The sequence below is a fragment of the Aeromonas sp. 55A genome (assembly GCF_051919665.1).
GTDB classification, from domain to species: Bacteria; Pseudomonadota; Gammaproteobacteria; order Enterobacterales; family Aeromonadaceae; genus Aeromonas; species Aeromonas veronii.
This window is the reverse complement of sequence record NZ_JBQBEH010000008.1, coordinates 2,081,403-2,097,865: the sequence shown is the minus strand read 5'-3', so window position 1 is coordinate 2,097,865 and position 16,463 is coordinate 2,081,403. Positions and strand designations below refer to the sequence as shown.

Genomic DNA, 16,463 nt, shown 5'->3' with positions numbered 1-16,463 from the left:
ACAAGGTAATAATTTATAAGGAAAAGTCCAGCAGCAAACAGGCTTTTCCCAAAGCGTGCTCATCCTATCCAGCAAACCGTCGGCACCTCATGTTACCGACAGCCCGCACTGAATCGATCTCAAGATGTGCGATTGCAGTTAACGAAACGTTACTGCTATTATCCGCGCCGCCACAAACATTCCACCTGCCGAAAGGTTTGGCACCCCAACAAGGATGTGCAATGAAAAACAGGGACTCGAGTCATTACCAACGGATCTGGCGCTGGCACTTCTACGCCGGTCTCTTTGTCGCCCCTTTCCTGATCCTGCTGTCACTGACCGGGATCGTCTATCTGTTCAAACCCCAGCTCGACAACCTGATGTACCCCGAGCTGATGAAGGTGCCCCCGCCAGCCAGACCCTGAGTGCCGACCAGCTGCTGGCCAAGGCGATGATGACCATGCCCGATGCCAGCCTGCGTAAATACCTGCCACCTGCCGCTCCCGACCTGAGCGCTCAGTTCATCGTCAATCGGGGTGAACAGGAACTGACCCTGTTTATGGATCCCGCCAGCGGCGTCCTACTCGGCACCATGGACAACAAGTGGAATCTGCAAGCGGTGGCTCGCTCCCTGCACGCCGACCTGCTGCTCGGCACCACGGGGGACAGGCTGATCGAACTGGCGGCAGGCTGGGGGCTGGTACTGCTGCTGAGCGGCCTCTACCTCTGGTGGCCACGCAAGGGGCCCGGGGTGGGCGGCATCCTCTGGCCCAGAGTGAACCAGCGCGGACGCCTTTGGTGGCGGGATCTGCACGCAGTGGTCGGCTTCTGGGGAGCCGGTTTCCTGCTGCTGTTGTTGCTGAGCGGCATGACCTGGACCGGCTTCTGGGGCGATCAGTTTGCTGCGGTCTGGAACCGCTTCCCCGCCGCCATGTGGAATGAGGTGCCCAAATCGGCGCCACTGGCCCGCACCCTCAATCAGGCTCACGAGCAGACCGTCCCCTGGGCGGTGGAGAACACCCCCATGCCCAGCTCGCAGCCGGTCGATGAGGGGCACGATCACGGTGCCATGAACCACGGCGAGCATGAGGGAGTGGTGATGGCAAGCCAGCGCATTGCGCTGCAACGGGTGGTCGAGATCGCCCATGAGCGGGGAGTCCAACCGGGTTACAGCATCACCCCGCCGATCGGCGCCACAGGAGTCTACACCATCGCCCTGTTTGCCGACGATCCGCGCAACGACGCCACCCTGCATATCGATCAATACAGCGGCAAGGTGCTGGCCGATGTGCGCTGGCAGGATTACGGCCCGGTCGCCAAGACGGTGGAGAGCGGCGTCATGCTGCACATGGGCAAGCTCTACGGTTGGCCCCATCAGCTCGCCATGCTGATCATCTGCCTGATGGTGCAGGCCAGCGCCGTGAGTGGTCTGTGGATCTGGTGGTGCCGCCGTCCGCAGGGCCGTCTCGCCGCGCCGCCACTGCCTGCCAAACTCCCGCCGATGCGTGGAGCCATCGCCCTGCTGATCCTGCTGGGGATCGCCTTCCCGCTGGTGGGCGCCTCCATGGTCACCATCTGGCTGCTGGATACCCTGCTCTTCTCCCGCCGCCCCCTCAAGGTGGTGCGCGCCAGCTAAACCGGCCAAAACCAAAAAGGGCTCCCATCTCGGGAGCCCTTTTCATTGTTCGCCTTGGCGAGCTGCGACCAGCTGTCAGGAGAGCGCCAACCCGATGGAGAGCAGCAGGCTGAACAGAAAGGCGCTGATGGCGGTCTTCTTGAGGGAACCGGTCAGCACCTCGCCATCGTAGCTTTCGCGAAGAGTCTTGGCCGCATCGCTAAGGGGCTTCATGGCGGGCAGGAAGATCCACGGCCAGAAACTGGCGGGCTGGATCAGGATAAAGGCGATGGTTGCCAGCAACGCCGCTCCCAGCAGTACCCAGTGATAGGCGATGGCGCGGTTGCGGCCAAGGCGCACCGCCAAAGTGATCTTGCCACTGGCGGCGTCGGTCTCGATATCGCGCACATTGTTGATATTGAGCACGGCGGTTGCCAGCAGGCCACAGGCGGCGGCAGGCAATAGCAGATCCCACTCCAGCGTTTTGGTGAAGAGGTAGTAGGAGCCGAGCACCCCCAGCAGGCCGAAGAAGAGGAACACCGAGATATCGCCAAACCCGCGATAGCCGTAAGGGGTCTTGCCCACGGTGTAGGTCACCGCCGCGACAATGGCCGCGCCACCCAGCACCACAAATGCCAAAATCTGCAGCCACTGGCCGCCGAAGGCACAGCCGAGCAACAGCAGGCCACTGGCCACCGCCGCCAGCGCGGTCAGCCCCATCGCCACGCACATCTGCTTTTTGGTAATAAGACCGGAGACCACCGCCCGCTGCGGGCCGATCCGCTCACCGTTGTCAGCGCCGGAGACCGCATCGCCGTAATCGTTGGCCAGATTGGAGAGTATCTGCAGCAGGATGGCGGTCAGCAGGGAGAGCGCCATGATGGTGCCATCGAAGGCGCCACGACTGGCAGCCAGCCCCGAGCCCAGCAGGATGGAAGAGCAGGCGAGCGGCAATGTTCGCAAACGCGCCGCCAGCAACCAAACAGAGAAGGTATTTGTCATTTTGTGATGGCCAAACAATCGGATATTGATCGTGTTAAGGGTTATCGAACCGGATTTGGGTATACTTGGCCCCGGAGAGTGAAGCTCCCGCGGGCGATTTACATGGACGAATGGGCAGATAATATATAGGAAATCATCGCCCTTTGGCATAAACCTACGGCATCCAGCTACCGGATCGCTCGTTACTACCCGGCTCAGACAAGAATCCATGTTGGCTCAGACCCATATCAAGCAACAACTGGACGCCCTGCGTCACAGCAACGTCAGCGGCTTCGTACGGTTGCGAGTGGCGATCGAAATCCGCTCCTTTCTGGGCTGGCTCGCGGCGCAAACCCTCTATCCCCGCATCTACTGGCAGGCCCGTGGAGAGGCTCGTCCCGAGTATGTCGCGCTTGGCGCCATCCATGAACTGACCGAGCCGCACGCCATCAAGCAGGTGTGCACTAACACAGCCAACCAGCATCATGACGACAGCCCTCGCTACTATGGCGGACTGGCGTTTGATCCGGCCCAATCAGGCTGGCAAGGGTTTAGCCCCTGCCGTTTCGTGCTGCCCCGCATCGAGCTGGTGCGCCGTGGCGAGTGCGTCAGCCTCTGCCTCAACCTCTGGCTGGATGAAAACAATCTCGAGGCCGAACTGCAGGAGGCAGAAGCCGCCCTCGATGCCCTGCGCCCGGAAGCCCCGCTGCCCGCCCTGCAAAAGCAGCCCTGGCAGCGACAGGATTGCCCCGGCCCCGCCCAGTGGCAGACGCTGGTGGAGCGCGTCACCGCCCCCGATTTTCAGGCCCACACTCCCAAGGTGGTACTGTCGCGGGAGAGCGTGCTGACCAGTCCGAACCATGATGCGGATATCAATCCCTGGGCCATGCTCGACCAGTGGGCCCGCCACGCCCAGGACTGCTTCCACTTCGGTTTTCAATTCTCCCCCGAGCAGGCCTTTATCGCCTGCTCCCCCGAGCGGCTCTACCGCCGGGAAGATCGCCACCTCTTTACCGAGGCGCTGGCGGGCACCATTCGCCGCTCCGGCGATGAAGAGGTCGATGCCCAACTGGCCGCCGAGCTGCTGGCCGACAGCAAGAACCGGCTGGAGAACCGACTGGTACACGCCGACATCCTGAGCCGTCTGGCACCACTGACCCACGATGCCACCCTGACCGAGCCGCGCATTCTCAAACTGCGGCTGCTGCAGCACCTCAAGTGCGATATCGAAGCCGAGCTCAAGCCCGGGGTCTGCGACTGGCAGCTGCTCGACGCCCTCCACCCGACTCCGGCTGTGGGCGGCGCTCCGCGCGAGGCAGCGCTCGCCTTTATCCGCGAGTTCGAACCCTACGATCGGGGCTGGTACGCCGGAGCCTGCGGCATGCTGAGCCGGGAGACCTCGGAGTTTTCGGTCGCCATTCGCAGCGCCCGCATTCAGCCGGGCAGCGTCACCCTGTTTGCCGGTGCCGGCATTGTCGCCGGTTCCGAGCCTGTCGCCGAGTGGGCCGAACTCGACAACAAGATCGCCAATGTGCTCTCCCTGCTGGGATAGTCATTCACCCTTTTCACGCTACGAGAGCCCCTATGCCCACCCGTAAAGAGCCTGCCAGCGAAGAGTTTGCCTGCACACCGTTTTCGAGCCAGCACGCCACCTTCAACCACGTCTGGTCCTCCCTCTTGCTGGAGGAGCTCTTTCGCCTCGGGGTACGCGACATCGCGCTGGCCCCCGGTTCCCGCTCTGCGCCGCTGACCATGGCCGCCGCGGCCCATCAGGGCTTTCGTCGTCACCTGCACTTTGACGAGCGCGGCCTCGGCTTTATGGCGCTGGGGCTGGCCAAGGGGAGCAACCGGCCGGTGGCGGTGATCATGACCTCGGGTACCGCGGTAGCCAATCTCTGGCCCGCCGTGGCAGAGGCCCAGCTCACCGGCGTGCCGCTGATTATTCTCTCCGCCGATCGCCCTCACGAGCTTATCGACAACGGCGCCAATCAGGCGATCGACCAGCAGGGGATCTTCGGCCGCTACCCCGTCTATCAGCAGAACCTGCCAAGCCCCACCCCGACCATTCCGGCGGCGTTTGTGCTGAGCTCGGTAGATCAGGCGCTGGCCAAACAGGTGCTCACTCCCGGGGTGGTGCACTTCAACTGCATGTACCCCGAGCCCCTCTACCCGGGCGAGCACTATCAGGATTTCTCCGATTATCTGGCCCCCCTCGGTGACTGGCTCTGCTCGCGCAAGCCCTGGAGCCCGTGGCAGCAAAGCGAGCCGACCTGCCTACCTCAGGCTGAGTGGGAAAGCTTTCGGCAACAGCGCGGCATCCTTGTGGCTGGCCGTATTACCGACCCGAAGCAGGCACAGAATGCCGCCGCGCTGGCGGAGCAACTTGGCTGGCCGTTGCTGGCAGATCTGCAGAGCCAGATCCGCTTCGACAGCCGCAACCTCATCCACATGGATCTGGCGCTCAACGACCCTGAATTCGTTGCCGAGCTGGGTCGCGCCGAGGTGCTGCTGCAATTTGGCGCGCGGCTTGTCTCCAAGCGGCTTAGCCAGTTCATCAAACACCATTCATGGCAGGATTACTGGCTGGTGGATCCGCAACCGGCGCGGCTCGATCCCGACTACCGGCTGCGCAACCGGCTGCTCTGCAGTGCCAGCGCCTTTGCTGCGGCCCATCCGGTCACCACACAAGCCCCTTGGCACACATTGGCCGAGCTGCAACACAACGCCAGCCAGCAGATCGCCGCTGCCTGCGAGCACTTCTCCGAGCTTGGGGTCTGCCATCGCCTCAACCGCCTGATCGAAGGCCAACTGTTTGTCGGCAACAGCATGCCGGCACGACTGATGGATATGCTCGGCGAAACGGGCAAGGGGCCGAGCCGGGTGATGACCAACCGTGGCGCCTCCGGCATCGATGGCCTCATCGCCACCGCCTACGGGTTTGCCCAATCGATAGAGCCGGGCAGTGATGAGCCCACCACCCTGCTGCTTGGCGATCTGAGCGCCCTGCACGATCTCAATAGCCTCGCCCTGCTCAGCAAGGCGAGCCGACCGCTGGTGGTGATCCTGCTCAACAACGATGGCGGCAGCATCTTCCGTATGTTGCCGGTGCCCACCGAAGGGGAGCTGCTGGAGAGCTACTACCGGCTGCCCCACGGCCTCGGCTTTGAACATGCTGCCGCCATGTTTGGCCTCGCCTATCGGGCGCCGACCACCCTGCCCGAGTTCGAACGCGATTACAGCGCCGCCCTCCAACATGGCGTTACCTTGATCGAGATCCGGGTACCGAGCGAGCAGGTAGCCGATGATCTCAAGGCGCTGGGGGCCGCCATCCGTGGCAAATAAAGATGCCAATGTGCCGCTGGTGTTGCTGCACGGCCTGCTGGGGGATAGCGGCGACTGGCAACCGGTGATCGACCGGCTGCCCGCCATCCGCTGCATCGCCCTCGATCTGCCGGGTCACGGCCAGTATCGCGATCTCAACGTCAGCGACTTTGAGCAGAGCCACCAGTGGCTGGTCGCCGAGCTGACCAGCCGCAACATTGAACGCTATCTGCTGGCGGGCTACTCACTGGGTGGGCGACTGGCCCTCTATCACGCCAGCCGCGAGCCAGCCGGGCTGCGGGGGCTGCTACTGGAGAACTGCCACCCGGGGCTACCAGACAATGAACGGGCCGCCCGCATCCAGCACGATGAACAGTGGGCGCAGCGCTTCGAGCGTGAGCCCCTGGCTGACGTGCTGGCAGACTGGTACCGGCAAGGGGTGTTTGCCGATCTCGACGACGCGGCCCAGGCCCGCCAGATCGCCCACCGCCTTGGCAACGACGGTCAGGGCATCGCCACCATGCTGCGCGCCACCTCGCTAGGCAAGCAGCCGGATCTCGCCCCCTGGCTCATGGCGAGCCAGCTGCCGGTCACCTGGGTGAGTGGCAAGCGGGATCACAAATTCCATCAGCTGGCTTGCCAGCTGGCGAACCAGGATCGCAGAATCAACCACTTGGTGCTGGATGGCGGCCATAATCTGCACGCCCATCAGCCTGATAACTTTGCCCGACTCCTCGCGGAGTGGGTCAACCAACAAGAAGAGACGAGTCATGATTGAAGCAATGACGGAAGCTGAACTGTATGCACCTGTTGAATGGCAGGATTGCTCCGCCGGTTACGAGGACATCCTCTATCACAAGTCCAACGATGGCATTGCCAAGATCACCATCAACCGTCCCCAGGTACGCAACGCCTTCCGCCCCCGCACCGTCAAAGAGATGCTGCAGGCGCTGGCCGATGCCCGTTATGACGATCAGATCGGCACCATCATCCTGACCGGTTTTGGCGAGAAAGCCTTCTGCGCTGGCGGCGACCAGAAGATCCGTGGCGACTACGGTGGATACCGGGATGACGAGGGGACTCACCACCTCAACGTGCTCGACTTCCAGCGCGACATCCGCACCTGTCCGAAACCTGTGGTTGCCATGGTGGCCGGTTACGCGGTCGGTGGCGGCCACGTGCTGCACATGATGTGTGACCTGACCATCGCCGCCGACAACGCCCAGTTTGGCCAGACCGGTCCGAAAGTGGGCTCCTTCGACGGCGGTTGGGGTGCTTCCTACATGGCTCGTATCGTCGGCCAGAAGAAGGCCCGCGAAATCTGGTTCCTCTGCCGCATGTACGATGCCCAGCAAGCCCTCGACATGGGTCTGGTCAACACCGTCGTACCATTAGCCGAACTGGAGCGTGAAACCGTGCGCTGGTGCCGCGAAATGCTGCAAAACAGCCCGATGGCGCTGCGCTGCCTGAAAGCCGCCCTCAACGCTGACTGTGATGGTCAAGCGGGCTTGCAGGAGCTGGCGGGCAATGCCACCATGCTGTTCTACATGACCGAAGAGGGTCAGGAAGGCCGCAACGCCTTCAACGAAAAGCGTCGCCCCGACTTCTCCAAATACAAGCGGAACCCCTGATGACACTCGCCCTGTATCGCTATCAACTGCCTTTTACCCAGCCCCTGACCTTTCACGGCAAGGTGGAGGTGGCGCGAGAGGGGCTGTTGGTGCGCATCAACGACGGCTGGGGGGAAATCGCCCCCCTGCCCGGCTTCTCGAAAGAGAGCCTGCAACAGGCAGAGGCAGAAGCCCTTGCCGCGCTGGCGGCCCTGGCCGCCGGCGACACCCCGACCCCTGTGCTGCCGTCGGTGCAATTTGGCCTCGACTGCGCGCGCCGGACATGGCCCGAGCAGCGCAACCCGCTGCCGGAGCCCTATCCCCTCATTCAAGGCTCCCCCAGGAGCTGCTGCGCAACTGGAAAGAGTGGCTGCACCGCACGCCAGGCAAGGCCAAGCTGAAGGTGGCGCGCTACCCGATGCGTGACGAGCTGGCGCTGATCCGCCTGCTGTGCGATCGCCTCCCCTCCCTCAAGCTGGTGCTAGACGCCAACCAAGGCTGGACTCGCGAGGAGGCGTGGACCTTCTGTGGCCACCTCGACCCGAATCGCATCGAGTATCTGGAAGACCCTTGCGCCGACTTTGCCGACATCGCCTTTGTCGCCAACCGCACCGGCATGCCGGTGGCGCTGGACGAGCTGCTGGCACAAGGCAAGCCGTGGGAGCCGATCCCGCAACTGCGCGCGCTGGTGCTCAAGCCTACCCTGCTCGGTTCACTCGCCAACTGCGAAGCGCTGATCGCCCGCGCCCGCGAACTGCGGCTCAAGGTTATCATCTCCTCCTGCTTCGAATCGGATCTGGGCCTGAACCAGCTCTTTCATCTGGCAGGCGAATGGGCTCCCGAACAGGCGCCGGGTCTGGATACCCGCCGCTGGATGGCAGGCAACCTGCTGGGGGAAGATGGCAAACCGGATCTGAGCCGACTGGAGCAACTGTATTACCGTGATTGACCCCTCCCGTTCACCCGAACAGACACCTTGCCCGGTACGCCACCGGGCAATTACAGCCCCGAACCGCATTGCCATCCACGCCGCCTCGCCCCTCAGTTACCGCCAGCTCGATGCCCGCCTCAACAGCCTGTGCCAACAGCTGGAACAAGTCGACGTGCGCCGTGGCGATCATCTGGCTGCAGTGGTGCGCGGTGCGCTGGAAGATGTGCTGCTGGCATGGGCCTGCGTACGCAGCGGCGTGGTGTTCTGCCCGCTCAACCCCGCCTTTCCTCTCGAAAAGCAGCGCGAGCTGGCGGTGCAACTCGATGTCGATGCCTTCTGGTCGGCAGGGGAGATCCCGGCAGGCAACTGGCAGCCCCTGCAGCTCGACTTCACGCGCGAACTGCCGGCAAGCGAGGAAACATGGCCGCTGGCATCGACCCAGCTCAACAACATGATCCTCACCTCAGGATCCAGCGGCACGCCAAAAGCGGTGGTGCATCGGCTCTGCAACCACCTTGCCTCGGCGCGCGGCTCTGCCACCCTCATTCCCCTCGATGAGGAATCCGGCTGGCTGCTCTCCCTGCCGTTGTTCCATGTCGGCGGCTACGCCATCCTGTTTCGGGTCTTTCTGGCGGGCGCCACGCTGGTGCTGGATCAGCGTGAACGGCCCCTCAAGGAGCGGCTGGAGTGCCAGCCCATCACTCACTTGTCCTTGGTGCCGACCCAGCTCTGGCGCCTGCTGGCAGAGGGTTTTGATCCCGCTCGCACCCGCCTGCGCGAGTTGCTGCTCGGTGGCGCCGCCATTCCGCAACCGCTGGTGAGTCGCCTCTGCTCCATGGGGCTCGAACCCAAGGTGAGTTATGGTCTCTCCGAGATGGGCAGTCAGGTCTGCACTGCATTACCCGGCGATGCAGGCGTAGTTGGCAAACCGCTACCGGGACGGGAGGTGTGTATCAGGGAGCAGGAGATCTGCGTGCGCGGCGCCACCCTGTTTGCCGGTTACTACCGAGATGGCGAGCTGGAACTGCCCCTCGATGGCGAAGGCTGGTTTCATACTCGCGACAAGGGGAGGTTCACTGCGGCAGGGGAGCTGCTGGTAGAGGGACGGCTCGATAACCTCTTTATCTCGGGTGGCGAAAACATCCAGCCCGAAACCATAGAGCAGCGACTGGTAGATCATCCCGCTGTCGCCCAGGCGCTGGTGGTGCCGGTACCGAGCGACGAGTGGGGGCAACGCCCCGCCGCCTTTATCGACTGGCACGGCGAGCCGGTTCCCGACTCCGAACTGGCTGCCTGGATCCGCAGCACCCTGCCCGGCTTTATGGTGCCCGACCACTGGCTCCCCTGGCCCGATCTTGGCGGCAATCTCAAGCCCTCTCGCCAACTGCTGGGCAAGGTAGCCCGACAACAGACCACTCGGGCACGACAAGCTGAATGAGATCGGACTCACAATTTACCGATCTTCTTTGAAAACAAAAAAGAAACATGTGAGTCCTTACTGCGGCGCCAACCCACGATAATTCGATCAGACTCAAAAAGTCACCATCCTATTGATTTATCTGATTTTTAATTGGCAATTGATATCCCTTTGGAACTATTTAAATTGCCTTGCGATTACTCGCAAGACAATACACAAACAAGAACAAAGGGATAAAAATGAACCGTTCGGGTACCGGGTGGCTGCTGCTGGCAGGCCCCCTGCTTTTGGCTACATCCTCGGCGCAAGCCAACTACTCCCCCAATGACTGGCGACAGTATCAGCTGACTGGCGAATCGAGCCGGCAACTGGCCGCGCGCATCACCGAGATCACCTACGAGCTCAAGGCGCGCAGCAGCAATGCTCCTTACCAGCAGCTCAGGGTCTACCGTCGCTTCGACTGGCAGAGCAGCGATCTCGCCGCACTGGCCGAGCAACAGTGTGGCGAGCCGCAGCTCAAGGTAGATGCGGGCTGGCAGATCAGCTTCGTGCGCTGTGAAGATCGGATTCCGGCGGGCAAGCTCATTCCCGCCAGCAGTTATGACTTTGGTTATGGCCTCAAGCAGGGTCGCTGGGAGCAGCTGGCGGGCACGCCGACCGCCCAGCGGCAGGATCGTCTGCCGCTGCCGCAAGCCATCATCCTGGGTCAGAGCGAAAGGGAGCTGGATCGCTGCGAACTCAACGCGCAGGGCCGCTGCACCGCGTCGGAGTGGCACTATCAGCCGCAGGATTGGCAGCAGTTGCAGGTACTTGAAGAGACCCCGAGTGAGCGGGATGGCCGGTTGGAGCAGATCTTCTTCCGTCTTCAACCGGTGGCAGGCAGTCAGGCTGCCGCTCAGGTCAGCGAGATCCATGTCTGGCGCCGTTATCAGTGGCAGCTGGATCAGCTCACGCCTCAGCAGGAGTGTGATGAGCCGCAGGAGCGCAAGGAGGGGAGCAACACCATCCGCTATCGCATCTGTCGTCAGGTGATCCCCGCTGGCAGCGAGGTTCAGGTAACGTTGCAAGATAGCGGCTACCAATACCCGGTCGCCGGCGGCGAGTGGCAGCCCCTGCCAGAGAGCAAAGAGTGGCAGGAGAGCCGGGTGCTCAATCGCCCCATCGTGCTGGCCAGCAAGGAGGAGCAGCTGGAGTGCCGCCGCGCCAACGGTCGTCTCTGCTCCGAGCCAGAGCAGCCCGATGTGGATCTGCTCGACAGCGATGCCGCCAAACTGGTGGCCGACGTGAGCGGCCAGAACAGCCCTGCCTGGCAGGCGGATTACGGCCACGATGACGCCAAGCTGATGGCGGTGGTGCGCGGCATGCGTGCTCTGCTGGCGGCCAACCAGCCGACCCATCCGGCAATGGACAAGCTGCTCTACTATGTGCGCGCCCACAACTACCATGGCGGCGTTGGCAAAGAGAGTGATCAGGCCGCCCGGGCTCTGGCCGGGGTGATGATTGATCTGCTCAACCACCCATTGCTGCTGGGAGCTGAACCACAGGATCAGGCTGGCACAGTGCTGGAAGCCTGGAGCGTGGCAGCGCAGGGCCAACTTGGCCAAGCCGCCTTCCGCCAGAGTGCCGCCCCCATGCTGACCCAGCTCAACCAGGCGCTCGGCTATGCGGTGCAACATGCGGCACAGATCAATGGCCACAAACCCTGGGCCGATGGCCTGTTCGAGCTGCTCAATCTGGTCGATCAGAGCGCCTCTTACGGTCAGCAGGCCGACTTCAGCGCAGCTGTGCTGCAACAGGAAGCGGCATTGCGCCAGAACCTGCTGCAACTGGGCCTGAGCGAGCTGGCCCTCTGGAAACAGCGCGATGGCTCACGGGATCTGTTTATCTTCAACAACATCCTCGATGCCCATAGCCGTCTCTACCAGATGATGCGCTACCTCCATCACACCAGCCCGGATAAGGCGATCGCCTATCGCCAACAGCTGGATCGCGATGTCATCGCCATCATGCGCCAGCAAGGGCTGATCCTGGGCGGACAGCATCCGGCTGCCATGTTGGAAGAGGTCTCCCTGACCCTCTCCAGCTACTACCTCACCTACACGGATCGCACCAGCGAAGCCTGTGTCAGCGGCGAGTTCGCCGGGCTCTGCACTCCGATCCGCATGGAAGATATTCTGCCGTTCGAGCACACCTGCTCGCCCACCCTGCGTCTGCGTGCCCAGGATCTGACCCAGGCTCAGGCCGAAGGGATCTGCCGCGAGCTGGGTGATGAAGAGCAGCGCTTCCACCAGCAGATGGAGACAGGCTGGCAACCGGTGGCCGATGATCACAACGAAGCGCTGGAGCTGGTGATCTTCAACTCCTCCGCCAACTGGGGCCGCTACGGCAGCGCGCTGTTTGGTGTCTCCACCGACAATGGCGGCATCTATATCGAGGGGGATCCGGCTCGTCCCGGCAATCAGGCCCGCTTCTTCGCCTATGAGGCGGAGTGGAAACGCCCTGCCTTCCAGGTGTGGAACCTGCGCCACGAGTACGTTCACTATCTCGACGGCCGCTTCAACCAGTACGGCAGCTTCGGCCACTATCCGCTCAACCGCACCACCTGGTGGGCCGAGGGGATTGCAGAGTTCATCGCCCACGGTCAGTGCTTTGCCCGAGGTCTGGATAACGTGGCAAACCGCCCCGCCAACCAGCGCCCGACACTGGCGGCTATCCTCCACCTTGACTACGACCAGGGTGGCGAGATGGTCTACTCCTGGTCCTATACCGTGCACCGCTTCCTCAACGATACCGGTCGCGGCGCCAGCTGGTTGGCGCTGGCACAGGCGCTGCGCAATCCGGATCGGCAGCAGGCGATGAGCGACTTCGAAGGGGAGCTGGACCGGCTGATCGCCAACGACAGCAACGCCTATCAGGCATGGCTCGCCCGGGATCTGCTGCCCTGGTGGCAAGCAAACAAGGAGTCAGACGCCTGCAAGGGTAACGACTCCGCCCACTGATAAACCTTCGCCGACCAGAGGGGCTGCCATTGCAGCCCCTCGCTTTATCCTCCCGCACCCCCGGCCTCTGCTGCGACAGCCTCTGCCCGAATGAGGTGCCCGCCCGTTATCAAGCCTGACGCCAGCGGCCGAGTTGTAATAGAATGCCGATAGCCACTCCCAACTTCAGACCCTGACCGCACCGCGCATGAAGAAGTTTGCCAAGATCCTCCTCGCCTGCCTCGTTTTGCTGCTGGCCCTGATTGCCATGCTGCTGGGCTACAGCGAGTGGATCGTCTCGGATGCCCGTCACTACACCTACGATCAGGTGGACAAGGTGCCCTACAACCGGGTTGCGGTGGTGCTGGGTACCTCCAAATATCTCTCTGGTGGCGGCCCCAACCACTACTTCAAATACCGCATCAAGGCGGCGGCCGAGCTCTACAACAATGCCAAGGTGGACTTCATCATCGTCTCCGGTGACAACGCCACCGTGCAGTACAACGAGCCACGCCAGATGCGCCGCGCCCTGATCAAGGCGGGCATCCCCGCCTCCGCCATCTATATGGATTTCGCCGGATTTCGCACCCTCGACTCAGTGGTTCGCGCCAAGGAGGTGTTCGGCCAGGAGCGCTTTACCGTGGTATCCCAGGGCTTTCATAACGAGCGGGCCATTTTCATCGCTCGCCATTTCGGTATCGATGCGGTCGGCTTCAATGCCGAGGATCCCAGCGCCTATCAGGGGATCCGCACCCGGGTGCGGGAAGTCTTTGCCCGCCTGATGGGGCTGCTCGACCTCTATGTACTGGACAAGGGGCCCAAGTTCCTCGGGGCTCCGGTCCCCATCGGTCTGCCTGTGCCTTGCCAGTCACTGAGCACCATCGGCAGCCTGCAACCCTGCCTAAAACAACCCAAACCGGCGGTGGATGAGGCAAAGCCAGCGGCAGTCTCTGCCGCTGTTGCCACCGAGTCGGCTACCCCATCTGCCTCGGCTGTGACTGAACAAGTCACGCTAGCTTTATCCGCTGCGGCAACGACTGAGCCGGTCACTCCCGCTAAACCCGCGGTAGAAACCACCGCCAAGACGCCCAGCGCGGCCTTGCCCACATTGCCGGTGGCCCCTTCAGCCGCCAGCGCCAGCACAGCCACACCATAAACAGATGACCCGCCAACTGGCGGGTCTTGTTATTACAGCGCAGGTTGTGGCGGTGACCTGTACACCCATTCCCAGCGGCCAAGTCAGCCTCGCGCCGCCTGATAGCGGCGGGCCACTTCGGCCCAATCCACCACCTGATAGAAGGCAGCGATATAGTCAGGACGCTTGTTCTGGTACTTGAGATAGTAGGCGTGCTCCCACACATCCAGCCCCAGGATCGGGGTATGGCCATGCATCAGGGGGCTATCCTGATTGGCACTGCTCTCCACCTGCAATCTGCCCGCCTTGTCCACCACCAGCCAGGCCCAGCCACTGCCAAAGCGGCTCAGAGTCGCCTGAGTGAAGGCCTGCTTGAAGGCATCGAATCCCCCCAATTCCCGCTCGATGGCCAGAGCCAGCTCACCACCCGGCTCACCGCCCCCCTGCGGGCTCATCACCAGCCAGAACAGAGAGTGATTGGCATGGCCGCCACCATGGTTGCGGACCGCCCCCTGCAAGGTGGCAGGCAGAGTATCGAAGCGGCGCAGCAGCTCCTCTACCGGCAGTGCGGCCAGCTCTGGCGCCTCTTCCAGCGCGGCGTTGAGGTTGTTGATATAGGTCTGGTGATGACGGCTATGGTGGATCTCCATGGTCAGTGCATCGATATGGGGTTCCAGTGCGTCGTAGGCATAGTTCAGGGCTGGCAGGGTATGGCTCATGATGACCTCTGTTCGGATTAATGGAGCCGGGATGAGGGCTCGCTCTGACACAGGCAGTGACCGAGCGAGCGCATGATCCCGGCGTGGCTGCCGTGGCGCTGTACGAACGTCAGCAACTCGGCACGGGTTGTGCGGGTATGGCGCAAAGCCGCCTCTCGCAGGCGAGAGGAGCAAGCGGGGGAGTGACAGGTCGCCAGCAGGCAGTCGTGCACATAGCAGAGCAGGTCGGCGGCGCGATCGGGCAGAGTCATGGCCACCAGCAGGTCCGCCAGATTGTGGTGAGCCACCACCAGCGCCGCCACTGCCTCATCGGCGTCATGCCACAGCACCAACTGCTGACGAGCCAGCCAGAGCGCCTGCTGATAATGAGCCAGCGCCTGATGATACTCGCCGCAGTCAAACAGCCGGTTGCCCTCTCTGGTCTGCTGTTTCCAGTGACTCATGCTGCTGCCACCTTCGGTCGACTCGACCCACCCCTTCACCCAGGTTGCTGTCATATGCTTCACATCAACAAATGATAATAATTATCATTACATGAATCATATCCAGGAGACAAGGGGCGTCGGGATCGCAGTACACAGCCAAAACAGCGCGGCCACTCCTTGGCAAGGAGTGGCCGCTTGAGGCAACCGGTCAGTGGATTCGACCGGCCAATGGCAAGTTAATGGCAGGTCAGATGTTGTTGGCGGGCGAAGGCGGGGCAATCCCCAGCAGCATATGGTCCATCATCCCCACCATGCGCCCTATCTCGGGCTTGGTGATGGTATCGTTGGCCCCCAGTTGCAGCGCTTTCTGACGGTTGTCATCGCTCATCAGGGAGGAGAACATCACGATGGGCATCTCCTTGTAGGAGGGGGTATCCCGCAGTCGCTTGAGCAGGTGCATGCCATCCATGCGCGGCATCTCCACATCGGTGATCACCGCATTGACGAAGCCGGTCACCGGCATTCTCTCCTCCTGGGCCAGACGATCGAAATCCGTCATCATCTCCAGTCCCTCTCCCCCGTCCTTGGCCGTGATCACGTTGTAGCCAGCGGTACGCAGGGTGGTCTCGATCATCTTGCGGATAAAGGCCGAGTCGTCCACCACCAGAATGGTTTTGCCCTGGCGCAGCGCCATCATGCGATCGTCGATGAGCACTTTGCGATCCTGGGTGACGTCGTACTTCTCCATGCTGAGCTCGGGGTTGATATCGGCGATGATCTTCTCGAAGTCGAGGATCATGATGAGGTTGCCATCGCGCCTGACCACGGCCACCACGCAGTCGTTCTCCCCCGCTTCCAGAAACTGGCTGGGGGACTCCACATCCTCCCAGGAGACCCGGTGGATCCTGCTGACACTGTCGATCAGGAAGCCGTTAGCCATCTTGTTGAAGTCAGTGACGATCACCACCTTGTGGCTGGGGTCAGGGTTGGTCTTGATGCCGAGCCAGCCCGCCAGATCCACCAGCGGGATGAGGCGATCCCGCAGGGAGAATACCCCCACCATATGACGCTGGGCATTGGGGTAATCGGTGGTCTCCGGCACCCGGATCACCTCGCGCACCTTGGCGACGTTGATCCCGTAATAAGCGGTTTTTTCACGACCGTCCGGTAGCTGCTTCTTGAGGTGAAACTCGATGATCTCAAGCTCGTTGGTGCCACTTTCGGTCAGGATAGATTTACGCTCTTCCCCATCTTTGGACATCATGGTGACTCTCATTCTGGTTGCGCGGGCAGCAGACCGCTGCGGTTTTCCCTCAGTATAGGAATGGATTTCACCCAACGGCTCGGATCTC

The 16,463-nt window shown here is 62.2% G+C and carries 11 protein-coding genes and 2 pseudogenes; 9 read left to right on the top strand and 4 right to left on the bottom strand.

Annotated elements, in window-relative coordinates; genetic code table 11:
• The first annotated feature begins 221 nt into the window (after nucleotides 1-221).
• Nucleotides 222-1,615 (top strand): annotated as a pseudogene (locus ACTG2G_RS13730) (PepSY-associated TM helix domain-containing protein).
• A gap of 75 nt (nucleotides 1,616-1,690) precedes the next feature.
• On the opposite strand, the gene ACTG2G_RS13725 reads toward ACTG2G_RS13730, so the two are convergent.
• Entirely contained in the window at nucleotides 1,691-2,596 is a 906-nt protein-coding gene (locus ACTG2G_RS13725) for a 1,4-dihydroxy-2-naphthoate polyprenyltransferase (RefSeq protein WP_335862527.1), read from the bottom strand.
• Nucleotides 2,597-2,804: 208 nt separating this feature from the next.
• Between ACTG2G_RS13725 and ACTG2G_RS13720 the strand changes: the two genes are divergently transcribed.
• The 8 genes and pseudogenes from ACTG2G_RS13720 (at nucleotide 2,805) to ACTG2G_RS13685 (ending at nucleotide 13,988) form a co-directional block, all read left to right on the top strand.
• The gene (locus tag ACTG2G_RS13720; protein WP_245097858.1) at nucleotides 2,805-4,127 is read left to right on the top strand and encodes an isochorismate synthase; all 1,323 of its coding nucleotides are present in this window, start codon (nucleotides 2,805-2,807) and stop codon (nucleotides 4,125-4,127) included.
• A gap of 32 nt (nucleotides 4,128-4,159) precedes the next feature.
• A complete protein-coding gene (gene menD / locus ACTG2G_RS13715; protein ID WP_335876109.1) occupies nucleotides 4,160-5,917 on the top strand; it encodes a 2-succinyl-5-enolpyruvyl-6-hydroxy-3-cyclohexene-1-carboxylic-acid synthase in 1,758 nt (585 codons plus the stop codon).
• Entirely contained in the window at nucleotides 5,877-6,674 is a 798-nt protein-coding gene (menH, locus tag ACTG2G_RS13710) for a 2-succinyl-6-hydroxy-2,4-cyclohexadiene-1-carboxylate synthase (protein WP_279500839.1), read from the top strand. Before menD ends, menH begins: the two co-directional genes overlap by 41 nt.
• Nucleotides 6,667-7,527 carry a 1,4-dihydroxy-2-naphthoyl-CoA synthase gene (menB, locus tag ACTG2G_RS13705; RefSeq protein ID WP_005354934.1) on the top strand — a complete coding sequence of 287 codons (861 nt, stop codon included), beginning with the start codon at nucleotides 6,667-6,669 and terminating at the stop codon, nucleotides 7,525-7,527. The genes menH and menB overlap by 8 nt, the downstream gene beginning before the upstream one ends.
• Nucleotides 7,527-8,455 (top strand): annotated as a pseudogene (gene menC / locus ACTG2G_RS13700) (o-succinylbenzoate synthase). The gene menB and the pseudogene menC overlap by 1 nt, the downstream one beginning before the upstream one ends.
• The gene (gene menE / locus ACTG2G_RS13695; protein ID WP_439985537.1) at nucleotides 8,448-9,875 is read left to right on the top strand and encodes an o-succinylbenzoate--CoA ligase; all 1,428 of its coding nucleotides are present in this window, start codon (nucleotides 8,448-8,450) and stop codon (nucleotides 9,873-9,875) included. Before menC ends, menE begins: the two are co-directional and overlap by 8 nt.
• A 218-nt stretch (nucleotides 9,876-10,093) precedes the next feature.
• On the top strand, nucleotides 10,094-12,853 hold the full coding sequence (locus ACTG2G_RS13690; protein ID WP_439985536.1) for a collagenase: 2,760 nt from the start codon (nucleotides 10,094-10,096) through the stop codon (nucleotides 12,851-12,853).
• Between the two features lie 187 nt (nucleotides 12,854-13,040).
• Nucleotides 13,041-13,988 (top strand): SanA/YdcF family protein, encoded by a 948-nt coding sequence (locus tag ACTG2G_RS13685; RefSeq protein ID WP_421255754.1) that lies wholly within the window; start codon nucleotides 13,041-13,043, stop codon nucleotides 13,986-13,988.
• Between the two features lie 83 nt (nucleotides 13,989-14,071).
• Here the strand turns inward: ACTG2G_RS13685 and ACTG2G_RS13680 are convergent, their stop codons facing one another.
• The 3 genes from ACTG2G_RS13680 to ACTG2G_RS13670 form a co-directional block, all read right to left on the bottom strand.
• On the bottom strand, nucleotides 14,072-14,686 hold the full coding sequence (locus ACTG2G_RS13680; RefSeq protein ID WP_439985535.1) for a superoxide dismutase: 615 nt from the start codon (nucleotides 14,684-14,686) through the stop codon (nucleotides 14,072-14,074).
• A 17-nt stretch (nucleotides 14,687-14,703) separates the two neighbouring features.
• The gene (locus ACTG2G_RS13675) at nucleotides 14,704-15,183 is read right to left on the bottom strand and encodes a hypothetical protein (protein WP_346215908.1); all 480 of its coding nucleotides are present in this window, start codon (nucleotides 15,181-15,183) and stop codon (nucleotides 14,704-14,706) included.
• A 175-nt stretch (nucleotides 15,184-15,358) separates the two neighbouring features.
• Nucleotides 15,359-16,375, bottom strand: a complete 1,017-nt coding sequence (locus ACTG2G_RS13670) for a chemotaxis protein (protein ID WP_005335957.1) — start codon at nucleotides 16,373-16,375, stop codon at nucleotides 15,359-15,361.
• Nucleotides 16,376-16,463: the final 88 nt, after the last annotated feature.